10 protein-coding genes are annotated in these 13,314 nt (G+C 43.6%); 1 reads left to right on the plus strand and 9 read right to left on the minus strand.

Going from position 1 to position 13,314, the window contains the following annotated elements; genetic code table 11:
* Positions 1–63: 63 nt before the first annotated feature.
* The 6 genes from AX677_RS00330 to AX677_RS00355 form a co-directional block, all read right to left on the minus strand.
* Positions 64–567 carry a methylated-DNA--[protein]-cysteine S-methyltransferase gene (locus AX677_RS00330; protein ID WP_004192907.1) on the minus strand — a complete coding sequence of 168 codons (504 nt, stop codon included), beginning with the start codon at positions 565–567 and terminating at the stop codon, positions 64–66.
* A gap of 36 nt (positions 568–603) precedes the next feature.
* Positions 604–1,461 (minus strand): VOC family protein, encoded by an 858-nt coding sequence (locus AX677_RS00335; RefSeq protein WP_060975767.1) that lies wholly within the window; start codon positions 1,459–1,461, stop codon positions 604–606.
* Positions 1,462–1,697: 236 nt separating this feature from the next.
* Positions 1,698–2,147, minus strand: coding sequence for an Rrf2 family transcriptional regulator (locus tag AX677_RS00340; RefSeq protein ID WP_048778474.1), 450 nt, complete (start codon positions 2,145–2,147; stop codon positions 1,698–1,700).
* A gap of 59 nt (positions 2,148–2,206) precedes the next feature.
* Positions 2,207–3,055 (minus strand): metallophosphoesterase, encoded by an 849-nt coding sequence (locus tag AX677_RS00345; protein ID WP_060975768.1) that lies wholly within the window; start codon positions 3,053–3,055, stop codon positions 2,207–2,209.
* Between the two features lie 93 nt (positions 3,056–3,148).
* On the minus strand, positions 3,149–5,872 hold the full coding sequence (locus tag AX677_RS00350) for an ABC transporter permease (protein WP_060975769.1): 2,724 nt from the start codon (positions 5,870–5,872) through the stop codon (positions 3,149–3,151).
* 1 nt (position 5,873) lies between these two features.
* Complete coding sequence (locus tag AX677_RS00355; protein WP_060975770.1) at positions 5,874–6,575, minus strand: ABC transporter ATP-binding protein; 702 nt, start codon at positions 6,573–6,575, stop codon at positions 5,874–5,876.
* 140 nt (positions 6,576–6,715) lie between these two features.
* Here AX677_RS00355 and AX677_RS00360 point away from each other — a divergent pair, with 140 nt between their 5' ends.
* Positions 6,716–7,276 (plus strand): TetR/AcrR family transcriptional regulator, encoded by a 561-nt coding sequence (locus tag AX677_RS00360; RefSeq protein WP_060975771.1) that lies wholly within the window; start codon positions 6,716–6,718, stop codon positions 7,274–7,276.
* Positions 7,277–7,365: 89 nt separating this feature from the next.
* On the opposite strand, the gene AX677_RS00365 is transcribed toward AX677_RS00360, so the two are convergent.
* From AX677_RS00365 to tehB, 3 genes are all read right to left on the minus strand, one after another.
* Entirely contained in the window at positions 7,366–9,417 is a 2,052-nt protein-coding gene (locus AX677_RS00365) for a C69 family dipeptidase (protein WP_060975772.1), read from the minus strand.
* Positions 9,418–9,736: 319 nt separating this feature from the next.
* Entirely contained in the window at positions 9,737–11,752 is a 2,016-nt protein-coding gene (locus AX677_RS00370) for a M13-type metalloendopeptidase (protein ID WP_060975773.1), read from the minus strand.
* A gap of 481 nt (positions 11,753–12,233) precedes the next feature.
* Positions 12,234–13,094, minus strand: a complete 861-nt coding sequence (tehB, locus tag AX677_RS00375) for an SAM-dependent methyltransferase TehB (RefSeq protein WP_060975774.1) — start codon at positions 13,092–13,094, stop codon at positions 12,234–12,236.
* Positions 13,095–13,314: the final 220 nt, after the last annotated feature.

The raw sequence follows: 13,314 nt of genomic DNA on the forward strand, positions 1-13,314 counted from the left end.
TTTATTGCTGTACGTAAAAAAGACTCTTACCAGTAAAATGGTAAAAGTCTTGAGTAGAAAGATTTATTCAGTTTTCTCCCCTGCCTCTAGTTTCAACAAAAAGGCTTTTTTATCAAGACCGCCGGCATAGCCGGTCAATTTGCCGTCGCTTCCGACAATCCGGTGACAGGGAATCAGAAGGGAAATCGGATTATGACCGATAGCGCCACCGACTGCTCTAGCCGAGCCAATTTTTCCATACTCAGCCTGCAATTCTCGCAAAATATCTGAATAGGTAGCCGTTTGCCCATAGGGAATCTTCTGCAGCACTGTCAGAACCTTGCTTCTAAACTCAGTTACTTGAGGTGCCAATGGAATTTCATTTATTGCGGGATTTTCTCCCTTAAAATAAGCGTCCAACCAAGCAAAGACGCGTCGGCTGACTTCTGTCTCTTCCTCCTCTGCTTGCTCCAAATCATAGCCTGCCCCAAAATATTTCTGTCCCTCAAGCCAAAGTCCCAACAAGGCATTTGAGTCCGTCAAGATGAGAATCCGGCCAATCGGCGATGTATAATAAGTCTTGTACATATTTTTTCTTTCTTCGATCTTCTTGATATGCCTTTATTATACCACTCTTGTCTTAATTTTTGCCACAATCCCATCTGGGTCTGTGACTTCTAGCTCTTGGGAGCTAATCCACCGAACTGGTGCCTGTAAGTCCAGAGCATTTTCATAAATTGCTACTAGGTCTTCTTTTCCTTCTACTTGCGCCTCAAAATATGCTAGTCCTAGTTGCTTCGGTTGGCGATGACTCAAGTCAGAACCTCCCCATTCATTAACAGCTAAATGATGATGGTAGTTTCCTGATGCCAGCCAGCTAGCAGAAGGTACAGAAAATTTATCCTCCAAGCCTAGAAGCTTTTGGTAAAAATGACTAGCAGCTCTGCTATTTTTCACAGACAGGTGGACATGGCCCATACGAGTGCCTAAAGCAATACTAAACGGTTGGACTTCCTGACCGAGTTCATAGATTTCTTGAGCCGCTAGCGCTTCCGTCACTCCGATAATGCGGCCATCTTCTCGAATATCCCAATCAGCCTGAGGCTTGTCCCGATAAAGTTCAATGCCATTGCCTTCTGGATCCTCCAGATAAATGGCTTCACTATAACCGTGGTCTGCTCCTCCAACCATAGGAACTTTATTTTCTGATAAATGCTTAAGGATATCTGCTAAGGCTTGACGGCTTGGAAGCAAAAGTGCCAGATGATAAAGACCGTAAGCCGACTTGACTGACTGCCGATCACTAGTCGCTAAGAGCCTCACCAGCACTTGTCCATCCCGACCCAAAGCTACCTGTCCGTCCTGCTCTTCCAAAAGTTCCAGCCCTAAAACACGCTTATAAAAATCCTTTTGTCTTGCTAGGTCAGCCACATAAAGCGCCACCTCTCCTAGATAAATCTTGCTTTCATATTCAAAAGTCATTTTCTTCTCCTCTCTTTAACTTTAAATGTCACTAGTTCAACTGCTCAATCTTTTTTAAAAACTATTTCTTCAAAACAGGGATATGTTCCTTGATATGGCTTTTCACATTGCCATTTGTTCCTAAGGATTATTTCTGAATTGTAATTGTTTTTGTTACATCTATTAGTATAGCACATCTTAATGTAATGTCAATAATTACATCTTAGAAAAATATTCAATAAAAAACAACCTGCTTTCTAGGAAACAGATTGTTCTTTAATTTCTTTTTCGGTTGCTGCGACAACTTCGTCAAGGCTGGTCTGAGCCAATTCAGCTTCCATGGCTGCCTGAATAGCTGCCAAGCGGTCGTCTAAGACATTGTGAATGTTCTTGCCGATAGGACAGTCTGGATTGGGCTTGTCATGAAAGCTAAAGAGCTGGCCACTCTTTCCTAGACACTCAACAGCACAATAAACATCTAAAAGGCTAATATCTTTCAAATCTTTAGCAATCTCTGCTCCTCCAGTCCCACGAGCAACGGTAATCATCCCGGCATTCTTGAGCTGGGACAAGGTCTTGCGAATAATAACTGGATTGACACCGACACTGCCAGCAAGAATATCACTTGTCAGTTTTCGTTTTTTTCCTTCCAAAGCCAGAACAATCAGCATATGGGTGGCAATGGTAAAACGGCTAGAAATCTGCATCTCTTCTTCTCCCTTATCATTTTCCTTTATTTTTATTATAGCTCAAAAATGGTGTAACTTCAAGAGTTACGACTAGACTTTAAGAAAGCTGCAATCTCATCTGAATAGCCTTCCCGCTCACTGATTTCCCGCAGCAGATCGTGATTGTGGGTATGGTGGATACCATTGACCAAACTCTCCCGATAAATCTCATAATAAGGCAAGTTGAGCTCCCGAGCCAATCTCAGCTCCTGCTCTACATCGTAGGCCACGCGCCGAAGGTCGACATCAGCCAGACCCGTATCATCAATCTCTAAAATGGCATACTGGGCTCGTAAGTCCTGACGCAAAGCCGAATCTAGAAAGAATGGCTGACCAATAGAGCCGGGATTGATAATCAGCTGGCCCTTAGTCCCGTAGCGGAGAAACTGTTGGTGAATATGACCATAAACAGCGATAGCGCAGTCGTTTCCTTCAAAAAGGCGGTCGAAATCACTCTGCTCGCCAATATGAATCAACTCCCGTCCCCAATTCTTATCTGGCAGATGGTGACTGACCGCAATCTTCAATCCCTCTACTTCTGTCAAGATTTGCAGAGGAAGTTCCTGCATACGGTTGATCTCTTCTGGATGGATCTCTTCTAGGACAAAATGGCAGAGCCGGGTCAAATAGAGATGGCTGGGGCGACTCAAATCCAGCTTTTGGTGCAGAGCGTGCCAGAGACTGTCTTCCCAATTCCCTCTGACTTGGAGGCTGATGGGCAGCTGATCCATCCTATCTAAGATATTTCTGCGACCGGTTCCTGGCAGGAGCAAATCCCCCAAAAACCAATAGTCTGTCACTTGCTGGCTTTCCGCATCTGCCAGCACTGCTTCCAAGGCTGTGCTATTTCCATGTACATCGGATAATAAGGCAATTTTTCGTGTCATCGTGTGTCTTTCTCTTTCTTTACAAGGAATATTATATCAAAGTTCAAAAAAACTTCCACCCATCAAGTAAGTGAAAGTTTTAAAGTTTTTTTATCAATCAACAGACTTGAGCGCTTCCAGCATATCCACCCGTCTGAGGCGATAGTTGACAAAGAAGCCAAGCAAGGTCAGGATAAGAGTCACTGCTGTTAGAGGAAACAGATAGACTGAGGAACTTACTTGAGGGTTTAAGCTGATAATGCTAGGCGCAACCTTCTCAATCAAAAAACGATGCAGGAAGAAACCACCTAGAAGCCCAACTGCCATCCCAATCACTGACAGAATAATGGTCTCTCGATAGATATAGAGGGTCACTTCCTTATTATGGAAGCCCAGAACCTTGATAGTGGACAGCTCGCGAATCCGCTCAGCTACATTGATATTGGTCAGATTGTAGAGAATGACAACTGCTAGAAGAACAGAGATCACCACCAAAATAAGCATCGTATTATTAAGAGAATCAGCTAGAACGTTGAACTGCTTCACCATGCTAGCGTTTTGTGAGACACTCTTGACAGACTTGAGGCTCATAAATTCATTGGCCTTGTCCACAATATTCTTACTAGAAGGGTTTTTGAGTCGCACTAGATAAGCGTTTTTCTCGGGCTTTTTGCCGTAAATCTTCTGGTAGTCAGTCGCCTTCATAAAGGCAAAATGGCCAAAATGATTCTCATTGACTGCTGCGAGCTTGACAGACTTGCCACCCAGCTCTATACGGCCACCGGGGCTAACCCCAGCTATACGGGCCAGTTTATCCGAAACAACTACACCATCCTTGAGAGTCAGCTTTTTCTGGTTGTCAGGACTTTCCATAGAAATAAAAGGTTCAAAATTTTCCTTGTCCGTAACCATTAAAGTGATTGACTCTGTTTCTTTTTTTCCTTTGTATTTCTCCGTCAAGGTTTCACTGTAAATCTCCTGATAATCAGTAATCGAGCCATCTGCCAACATCTTTTTCAGCTTGTCTTGCTCTGCTTGATTCTCCCCAGGATTGACAGCAACAATCAAGTCGTATCGCAGAATCTCCTCAAATTGACGTTTTGGAATACCACCAATAGAAGATTGGAGTCCTAGGCCGGCAAATAGCAGGGCAACAGAACCCGCCACACCAAAGATGGTCATGAACATCCGTTGCTTATAGCGAAAGATATTGCGAGCTGTGACTTTCTGAGTAAAGCTAAGGCGCCGCCAGATAAAGGACAGTCTTTCCAAAAAGATCTTGGATCCCTTGACTGGTGGCTTGGGCAAAAGCAAGTGAGCTGCTTCTTCTCTCAGCTCCCGTCTTGCCACCAAATAGGCAGGGAGAACGCTGGAAAGAAGGGAAAGCCCAAGGGCCAGTAAACTATAGGAAATATAAAAATATGCATGAGGGGCAGAGAGCACCATCCCTCTGGTAATAATAGAAGAAATCACTCCAGATAAGAAATAATGTCCCAGCAGAATCCCTATGAGGGTACCTAGACTGCCTGCCACCAAACCGTAAAGAGCAAACTTGCGAATGATATCGCGGCTATGATAGCCTAGAGCCTTAAAAACACCTGCATTCGTTCGCTCCTCGTCGACAAAGCGCGTCATGGTGGTAAAGGTCACCATAGCTGCCACCAGATAGAGCACCACCGGGAAGATATTGCCAATCGACGCAATACTATTCATGGAGTTTGTATACATATGATAGCCATTACCACCTGGCAGAGACTTGCGGTCATAGCTATGATAGGTTGGCTCTTTCAAACGATTCAAGTTTGCTTTAGCGTCAGCTAGCTTGTCCTTGCTAGCTAATAAGTCTTTTTCCGCCTGAGCTAGGTCTGCTTTTTTCTGATTGAGCTGGGACTCAGCTTCCCGAATCTGCTGCTGGCTCTGGCTGAGCTGTGCAGGAGGGAGGATAGAAGCGGCTTGGGCTGCTGCTAGCTGGCTTTTTTGCTGATCTAGCTGACTCTGAGCTTGCTCTAATTGTTTTTTACCTTGGGCCAGTTCTCTCTCAGCCTGAGCAATCTTATCTTGGCCCTTCTGAATGGTGCTTTTGGCATCTACCTCTAATCGCTTAAAGCGAGCCGCTCCGTTATCTTCCAGACTCTTGTCCAAAGCAGTCTGGTGCTGCTCCAAACGCTCCTGATAGCTTGCAGAGAAAGGATCCAGCTTTTCTAAATCATGATAGCGCAGACGGGCAATAGTGTAAACATCTGTTTTAAAGGCCTTGGGGCTGACTACAGCATAGGCTGATAAAGCCCCGCTGCCACTAGTCGCATTGCCCAGATTTCTATCAGACCAGAGATCAGCCGAGTTGACAAATCCCACGACCTTATAGGTCTTGTTTTTCAGAACTGACCGACCGCCTGCTTTTTCGGTCAGATGAATCTCCTGACCAAGTTTATATTTTTTTGACCAAAAGCTAGCCAGGGCAATTTCTTGTTCTTTCTTAGGAAGACGGCCAGAAGTCACTTGAAAGTTTGAAATATCCTTGGTATCTGAGAATACTCGGAGAGCCTCCTCGTCCACGGTGACATCTGTCAAATAGCCAAACTCGACATCGGCTCCCTTGATAGCTTCCAGCTCTTTCTGATCAGCCGAATCCAAACCATAATCCGCCATAACAGCCAAGTCCATGGTTCGCTGTTCTTTCAAGTAATCTGTTGCTGTTCTGCGCATATTGGGAGGAGCGACCTTGAGCCCCACGAGAGCTAGAGAACCCAGCATCATGAGGATTAAAATAGATAGGAAACGTCCTTTAGAGCTAGTGAAGGAGCGCAGAATATCTTTCCAATAAATCTTTCTCTTCATATCAATACTCCAATGTACTTATATCCTGTGATTGATCATTGACTGTGATACTCTTGACTCTCGCGTCGTGCATGCGGATGACCCGGTCAGCAATGGGAGCCAAGGCAGCATTGTGGGTCACGATAATCACCGTCGCTCCTTGATTGCGAGACATGTCCTGTAAGATTTGCAGCACTTGCTTGCCAGTATTGTAGTCCAGAGCCCCTGTCGGCTCATCGCAGAGCAAAATCTTGGGATTTTTTGCCACAGCCCGAGCAATGGACACTCGCTGCTGCTCCCCGCCTGATAACTGCGCAGGAAAATTATTGAGGCGATTTTCCATACCAACCGCAGTTAGAACGGCAACAGGATCTTGAGCATCCTTGACAATCTCAGAAGCCAATTCAACATTTTCCTTGGCTGTCAGATTGGGCACCAAATTGTAAAACTGAAAGACGAAGCCCACATCATTACGACGATAGTCCGTCAGCTGGTGGGAATTGTAGTCAGCAATATTCTGGCCGTCTATCAGGATGTCTCCCTCATCATTGGTATCCATACCTCCGAGAATATTGAGCACTGTTGACTTACCGGCACCAGAAGCCCCCAGGATAATGACCAGTTCCCCCTTTTCAATCTCAAAAGAAACATCGTTATTAGCAACAATCTCTGAGTCACCTACCTGATAACGTTTAAAGCTATGTTTCATTTCAATATAAGCCATGTCATCATCTCTCCTTTTCAAAGCTCGTTTCCTTAAATCAACAAGATGTTGATTCTAAATCACAGATATTATATAATGAGCTTAGATAAAAAGCAATAAGCAAAAATCAACAAAGTGTTGATTTAAGAAAAAGGAAGAAAATGGTCCAGAAACGAAAAACCAGCACCAAGGAAGATATCAAAGAAGCCTTGATTCAGCTACTATCAGAAGAAAGGTTTGATACTATCTCCATCAGCAAACTCTGCAAACGGGCAGGGATTAATCGCGGCACCTTCTACCTCCACTACCAAGATAAGTATCAGATGGTTGATAGTCTCAAAAACGACATTATCTCCCAACTTTCTAGTTATAGCATGTTTGAAGCGGAGAACGAATATCCCAAAAAGTTAATGATAGCAAAATTTCATATACTGCGCGCTAATGAACGTCTTATCAATGCCCTGACCAGAAGCCATTATATTGACTTTCGCGGGGCTATTCGGGAGTACATAACCAGTATCATTCTGAGTGACATGCAAAAGGCTGCTACCCAGCGTTTTTTAGAGGAGAACTTTCACATCCCTCAGAAATACGCCTTGGAAATCTTCCTATCCAGTGTTGAGGGGATTATTTCTCTTTGGATAGCCGGCGGAGCTCAAGAAGAACCTGAAGAACTCACTGACATAATTTTGACTACTTATAACTATGATTATTTAAGATAAAGGCTCTAGCTTGAAGGATAGCCTGAACAAAAATCGTTTTTTCACCAAGAAAGGCCGAACATTTTGCTCGGCCTTCTTTTTATTTTAGATTAGTTTTTCTTTGCTTTCTTCAAAAGGAAGAAGACTCCTGCTAGGATAATCAAACCTGCAATCCCCATGATAGTGACTTGCTCACCTGTTGAGGGCAGGTCTTTTTTCTTGGCCTTGACGGACTGCTCATTTCGATACTGCACTTGGTAAACAGAGAAATGATTGGTCGTGAAGCTGATAGTCTGGTTTTGATTAACCGTTACATCAAATTTCTCAACTTGTTTGCCATTTTCATCCAGAGCATAGACGGCATCTACTGGCAAGTCTTTGCGAACTGGAATCGTCACAAGTGTTGGACTGACCTGATGCACCGGCTGACCATTCGGATCGGTCAAGCTAATGTCATAGGTATCTGTCGGCTGAATCTTGCTTTCCAGTTTTTTCACTGACAGCTGAAGACCGGACTTGACTAAGTCAGCATTTTTCAATCGAATGCCAGTTACGACATCCACCAAGCTGTCATTTTCTACATTGACTTCCGTCCGTGTATCAGAACTGCTAGAAGTTGCTGAAGAGGAAGAACTTGACGAGCTTTGAGATGACGAAGAGCTGCTAGAATCTTTGCTGGAGCTGGAAGGAGTAGTTTTTGTTGCTTCCTTGATCTTAGCTTCCATTTCAGCTTCCAGCTCTTTCATTTCCTTAAAGACTTGCGCTGCTCGAGCCTGTGTTTCTTCTGTAACTTTTGCTGAAGAGTCTGGCAGAGCTGCATTGGCTACATCTAGAGCATTTTGCTCCTCAATAAAGCGGGCTTCCAAATCCTTCCACTTGTCTTGGACAGAAGTACCAAAGAGGTCCTGATGCTTGGCTGCCATATCGTAGATATGAGATGCTACCCAGTACCAAGAGTCTGGACTGTAGCTCGTTGTATTGACCTTATAAGCATCGTAAGTATCTGTGATATTACCATTATAAGGCAGGTAAGGTGAGAAGCGCGGGCTTCCTACAGCTAGCCACATAGTGCCTCCGCCCATATTGGCTGGAACGCCGTCTTTGAGCTGGAAGATATGAGCTTCCATGACATTTGGATTGCCCAGCGGATATTTGTAAACAGGATCTGTCGTACCGCGTTGTGGCAGCCCCTTACCATCTAGCTCCATTTGGTCCAGCGGTTTGAACTGAGTGCCCTCAAAGCGATTGCGCTGCATAGCCATGACATCTGCTACACTGATCTTTTTGTCTGTGGAGTGCATGAGATCAAAGTAAGAGTCGTTATAAGACACGGCCGCATTTGGATCTAGACTGGTGATACCTGCCCAGGCACGTGAACGATCTGCCTCTGCCATCGGTGGATTGTAGGACTGAGAAATATGGAATTTGCCGTCAATTTCTTTATAAGAATTAGCTTGCTTGGCTACATCCTGAACACCTTTTGAAGCAATGACATTTTCTGTATCGTCAAAGTCAACACTGCCCAAGAAGAAAGTATTAGGAAATACAGCATACTTGTCATCTGGGAATTTAATAGCAACATATTGGTGGCCAGATAGGATTTCCATATACCAGACACCAGTCTTATCAGCAATGGTGATAATATTCCCCTCTGCTGCTCCCTGCTCTCTGACAATCTGCGCCATCAGCTCCACACCCTGGCGGGCTGTCTGAACGTGGGGAAGAACGACAGTTGTCAGGATAGACTCTGCCAAGCCATTTTCTACATAAGGGTCCACCTTTTGAATGGCATCATTAGCCTTGGCAGAAACAGTCGCTGAAATGGAAACACCGTACTCATTGAAGCCAACCTCGTCAAAAATACCTTGGGATGGGGTCACATCTGATACCGAGGTATACTTGTAGCTTTCTGCCGGCAGGGTCCATTCAAAGCCGTTGGTTTCATCGACCAGCTTGGCACCACTCGCATTAGTCTTTCTCGGATGAACCAGAAAGACCTTATTGTGATTGGGCTCCAAGTCCTCTGTCCGACCGTAAAGCGTTGTGCCGTCTGCCGTCAGGTCTTTCCCGACAATAAATCCTGTGCAGGCTTCGACCACTTGGAAAGGAAAGAGAAAAATGGTCGAAAGAGCTAACAAGGAACGAAACAATATTTTTTTCATAAAAATATCTCCTTTGTTTTTTTGTGAAAAATTACAAAATTAAATACTATATTCAGTATAGCCTTTTACTCCAGGTTTTGCAAGCGATTTCATTTTTTGACGTATAAGACTTACTAGATAAATAATTCATTTCAAAATAGAAAAAAGCCAGATAAAATCTGACTTTAAAGACACGTGGCTGCGGAGGCACAACCCGCAGCCGCACAGGTGTCGCAGGAAAGAATGGATAAGAGAAAGAGAACGAACTTCTCTCCTATTACCAAACTGGTTGTGCTTCATAGCTTAGATTATTTTCTCATCTTTTCCTAGACAAGCAATTTTACCATACGCTGACCCGCTTATCTGGAGCCAGATACATGGCATCACCTTCTTTGATTTCTGGATAGGTTTCATAGAAGGCCTCTACATTTTTGAGTTGCTGGTTGACCCGCAGCTCGGAAGGAGCATGAACATCTACCTTCAGGAGAAGTTGGTTAAATTGCAGACTAGCCTTGCTTCTCCAGATATTGGCATAGTTTTCAAAGTAATTCTTCAAGTCTGCATCTGGATATTTCTTTTTAACAACTTCGAGAGTAGCTGAAAGTCCACCCGCATCGGCTACATTTTCTGTTACCGTAAGCTTGCCATTGACCTTGCCACCGTAGATTTCAATACCATCCCACTGCTTGGTAACAGCTTCAATTTTCTTGTCAAAAGCTTTCTTATCTGCTTCTGTCCACCAATTATTCAAATTTCCTTCTTCATCAAAGTTTGCACCGTTTGAGTCGAAGGCGTGAGTAATCTCGTGACCGATAACCATACCGATACCGCCATAGTTCTTTTCCATCTCTTGCTTAACATCAAAGAATGGATTCTGCAGGATTGCGGCTGGGAAGTTGATACTGTTATTTTCCTGTGAGTAGTAAGCGTTGATATCATAGGAAGGCATCACCCACTCGTCCTTGTCTACTGGCTCAGAGAAGTGCTCAACATCATATTGATGTTTTGCTTGACTCAAAGCAATTGCATTCTCAAAGAAGGATTTTTTATCGTCTACCTTCAAGGCCTTAGTCACTTCGCGAACTTTTTCAGGATAGCCGATATAGAGTTTCATAGTATCCAGCTTCTTGACTGCCTTCTGCTTGGTTTCTTCTGATAGCCATTCGTTTTTCAGCATACGTTCCCGATAGACTTCCTTGATATCCTTGACCATTTGGGTCACTTCTTGCTTGGCTTCTTCACCGAAATATTTGCGACCATAGTAAAGACTAAAGACATCTGAAAAAGTTCCTGTTGTCAGATTGTATGCTGCATCTTCTTTTGAAGTTGCTTCCTTAGTACCTTGCAAGGATTTTTGGTACTCTGCAAAAATCAGCCGATAGTCATCAGTTAGAAAACTAGATGCTGATGCTGCCTGCTTCACAAGCATCCAAGATTTGAGCTTGCCAAAGTTCTTGTCATTAACTACCTTGGCAAAATTTTCATAATACTTAGGGTTAGGTACATTGACATCACCAGATTCCTGGCCTAGATAGTCATTGATAATATCGTGAAACTTAAAGGTATCAGAGTAGGCATTGATGTCTTCTGCCGTCTTAGGATGGTGAAGATTTTTAATTTCCGAAGTTTCTTCATTGCTTTGGGCATATTTGGCCAGTTCTCCATCAAATTCTAAGGCTTCTTTGACAATCTTTTCGCTGTTTTTTTCACTATAGCCTAGCTTTTGCAAGGCTTCTTTGAATGCTTTTTCCAGCGGATCCATCATCCTTTTCTTGGCAGCTTCATCTTCATAGTAGCTCTTATCCGGCAGCATAAGACTTGGACTGGACAGATTCACTTGTTTCTGATTGGTATTTTCTAGGTTAGAACTAATTTCAAAGGTAAACGGCAGAGCCAAACCGCGTTTTTCCCAGTCAACAGCCTTGCCAGCTAGGTCCTTCAGGTCGGACAAGTCTTCAATTTCCTTGAGATAGGACTTGAGAGGGGCTAAGCCATCCTTTTCCCGCTGCTTGAAGTCCGTAGCTTGCTGGTAGTATTTGATAAACTCAGGCATGCCTTCAATCGTTGACTTTTCTTTACCAGAGACTAGATTTTTGACATCCGCCTTCATCTTATCCTTGACCTGCTCGTTCAGTTCATAAAACACACCGTTAGACGGCTGGTCGCTAGGAATCTCTGCCTTTTCCAGCCATTTTTTATTGATGGCTTGATAGTAATTGGTCCTCACTGTGGCATTCTTATCGATCGGTGTCTCCTGAGGGACAAAGGTCTTATAAGCCCAATAGCCACCGGCAGCCAAGATTAGGCCGGTCACAGTCAACGTAGAAGTTAGAATGATTTTCGTTCTTTTCTTCATGAGTTCCTCCTTTTATATTAAGTAAAATATAATTGACTTTTTTATTTTACTCATTTACTTTAACATATTCTTTTTTCCTCGTCAACAGAAAACTGAAGGTCTGGAAAAATTTGCCGCAAGAAGAGAAAATAAGATTCTTCAGTCTGCTTTTAAAAGTGATCTGCTCTAGACTCACACTTAAATAAAACTAAAGTTTTCTACCAGCTGTCCTGTTGCTTCCAGCTCTTTTCTCTCCTCCTTGCACTTTCTAGTATAACCTCTAAACTTCAGATATTTCTCAAGAAATTCTAAAATATTTCTAAAGTTTTTTACTAAAATAAAAAAGACTAAGACAAAAATGCCTCAGTCTAGCTTTATTATGTTCAAAAAATATTGAATCTGAGACAATTTAAATTGTCTATCAGACCTTTTAAGCCTGAACCTCAAAATAAGTGAGCAAAACTAAATTTTAAAAAATCAACTTCTGTCCCACTGTCTTCTACTAAACCTTTTTAGCCAGCATAGTCGCAAAACGCAGCTGAATTCGATTGCCGTTTTCATCACGTCGATGGAGGTGACCAGGATTTTCATTGTACTTAACCAGCTCCCAGTCTTTATAATACTCGGCAAGCTCGCCTTCCTTAAACGTAAAAGGAAAGGGAACAGAGCATGGGAAGTCTTCTGTATCCATGGCACAGACGATGAGATTGTAGCCGCCAAGCGCTGTATGCTCTTGCATATTTCGGATAATATCCGGAATCCGCTCCGCCTGCAGGAACATAAGGACAACGGTGGAAACGATCAAATCATAAGTCTGGGTCAGACTAGCTGAATTGATGTCGTAGCTACCCACTGGCAGATCTAAATCCTCCTGCTCCACAATGCTCCGTAAGATCTCCAGTGCCAGCTCATTCTGATCTACAGCCGTCACTTCAAAGCCCTGCTTGGCCAGAAAGAGAGCATTGCGGCCTTGACCACAGCCTAGATCTAAAGCCCGCCCTGGCTGGACTGTCTGCATAGCTTCCAAAACCTCTGAGTGAACTGGATTGCTGCCGTATTTCTTAGGGAAATAATCCTCAGGCCGACAGTAAAACTCCAAATACCATTCCAAATCATCTGTCAATGCTTCGACCCGATGCCAAGCTTGGGGCTGGGCAAAAGGATTGTCCTGACCAGCCTCAAAGATGTGCTCAGCCAGCTCCTCACCTTCCTCTGACATCTCGACAAACTTAAGGCGTCCCTTGAGAACAGTGATTTTGCCCCAAGTTCCCTCTTTGGTATTGTGCTTTCTCTTTACCGCCTCTGGCATGGTCTCAGCCGTCCACAGCGGCATACGTTTATAGGGTAGCAATTCTTCTGTCATAAAAAATCCTTTCTCTGAAAGCCAAGCTCCGAATAATCTAACTGTCTTTATCATACTCGAAAAGCACAGACTTGACAAGTGGCAAATTGAACTGCCTTCCCTGCAAAAAGAAAGAACTGGTCAATCAGTCAGTTCTTTCTCATATAGGAAGTTTACTTTCTTTTACTTTTCAGCATCTATCTCTTTACGACTCATCAGTATACCCTTTCTTGTAAAATTG

The organism is Streptococcus sp. CCH8-C6 (assembly GCF_001557225.1).
GTDB classification, from domain to species: Bacteria; Bacillota; Bacilli; order Lactobacillales; family Streptococcaceae; genus Streptococcus; species Streptococcus sanguinis_C.

What these genes read in the sequence shown, in the direction of transcription:
- AX677_RS00330 (WP_004192907.1), bottom strand. Translation starts at nt 567, where the DNA reads ATGTACAAGACTTATTATACATCGCCGATTGGCCGGATTCTCATCTTG.
- AX677_RS00335 (WP_060975767.1), bottom strand. Translation starts at nt 1,461, where the DNA reads ATGACTTTTGAATATGAAAGCAAGATTTATCTAGGAGAGGTGGCGCTT.
- AX677_RS00340 (WP_048778474.1), bottom strand. Translation starts at nt 2,147, where the DNA reads ATGCAGATTTCTAGCCGTTTTACCATTGCCACCCATATGCTGATTGTT.
- AX677_RS00345 (WP_060975768.1), bottom strand. Translation starts at nt 3,055, where the DNA reads ATGACACGAAAAATTGCCTTATTATCCGATGTACATGGAAATAGCACA.
- AX677_RS00350 (WP_060975769.1), bottom strand. Translation starts at nt 5,872, where the DNA reads ATGAAGAGAAAGATTTATTGGAAAGATATTCTGCGCTCCTTCACTAGC.
- AX677_RS00355 (WP_060975770.1), bottom strand. Translation starts at nt 6,575, where the DNA reads ATGGCTTATATTGAAATGAAACATAGCTTTAAACGTTATCAGGTAGGT.
- AX677_RS00360 (WP_060975771.1), top strand. Translation starts at nt 6,716, where the DNA reads ATGGTCCAGAAACGAAAAACCAGCACCAAGGAAGATATCAAAGAAGCC.
- AX677_RS00365 (WP_060975772.1), bottom strand. Translation starts at nt 9,417, where the DNA reads ATGAAAAAAATATTGTTTCGTTCCTTGTTAGCTCTTTCGACCATTTTT.
- AX677_RS00370 (WP_060975773.1), bottom strand. Translation starts at nt 11,752, where the DNA reads ATGAAGAAAAGAACGAAAATCATTCTAACTTCTACGTTGACTGTGACC.
- tehB (WP_060975774.1), bottom strand. Translation starts at nt 13,094, where the DNA reads ATGACAGAAGAATTGCTACCCTATAAACGTATGCCGCTGTGGACGGCT.